Below are 1,230 nucleotides of genomic sequence, written 5' to 3'. Positions count from 1 at the left end.
GGCGGGGTTGTGGGGCGTCTCACATGGAGTTACAAAAGACGCGCGTAGGTGAACAGCTTGGGAAAGCTGACCATAGAGCGTGATAGTCGCGTAACCTAAACGCGCGTCTCTCCGAGACCAACCCCGAGTAGCGCGGGACACGTGAAATCCCGTGTGAATCTGGCAGGACCATCTGCTAAGGCTAAATACTACCTAGCGACCGATAGTGAACCAGTACCGTGAGGGAAAGGTGAAAAGCACCCCGGGAGGGGAGTGAAATAGTACCTGAAACCGTGTGCTTACAAATAGTCGGAGCCCGTTAAAAGGGTGACGGCGTGCCTTTTGTAGAATGAACCGGCGAGTTACGGTAGCGTGCGAGGTTAAGTTGAAGAGACGGAGCCGCAGCGAAAGCGAGTCTGAATAGGGCGATAGTACGCTGCCGTAGACCCGAAACCGTGTGATCTAGCCATGTCCAGGGTGAAGGTAGGGTAACACCTACTGGAGGCCCGAACCCACGCACGTTGAAAAGTGCGGGGATGAGGTGTGGCTAGCGGTGAAATTCCAATCGAACTCGGAGATAGCTGGTTCTCCCCGAAATAGCTTTAGGGCTAGCCTCGGAATTTAGAGTCTTGGAGGTAGAGCACTGATTGGGCTAGGGGCCCTCATCGGGTTACCGAACTCAGTCAAACTCCGAATGCCAATGACTTATGTCCGGGAGTCAGACGGTGAGTGCTAAGATCCATCGTCAAAAGGGAAACAGCCCAGACCATCAGCTAAGGTCCCCAAGTATACGTTAAGTGGGAAACGATGTGGAGTTGCCCAGACAACCAGGATGTTGGCTTAGAAGCAGCCACCATTTAAAGAGTGCGTAATAGCTCACTGGTCGAGTGACTCTGCGCGGAAAATGTAACGGGGCTAAACGTATCACCGAAGCTATGGCAGTCCTTACGGACTGGGTAGGGGAGCGTTCCAAGCAGCAGTGAAGCCGTACTGGAAAGAGCGGTGGAGCGCTTGGAAGTGAGAATGCCGGTGTAAGTAGCGAAAAGACAAGTGAGAATCTTGTCCACCGAAAGCCTAAGGTTTCCTGGGGAAGGCTCGTCCTCCCAGGGTTAGTCGGGACCTAAGCTGAGGCCGAAAGGCGTAGGCGATGGACAACAGGTTGATATTCCTGTACCACCTCTGTTCCGCTTGAGCAATGGCGTGACGCAGGAGGATAGGGTGAGCGGCCTACTGGATGGCCGTCCAAGCAGT

The 1,230-nt window shown here is 54.1% G+C and carries 1 rRNA gene; it reads left to right on the top strand.

The window, feature by feature from the left end:
* A 23S ribosomal RNA gene (locus HP568_RS29475) occupies positions 1 to 1,230 on the top strand; the annotation flags it as partial.

This window comes from Brevibacillus sp. MS2.2, assembly GCF_013284345.1.
GTDB classification, from domain to species: Bacteria; Bacillota; Bacilli; order Brevibacillales; family Brevibacillaceae; genus Brevibacillus; species Brevibacillus brevis_C.
Note: the sequence above shows the minus strand (reverse complement) of the source record. Positions and strands in the feature narration are given on the sequence as shown.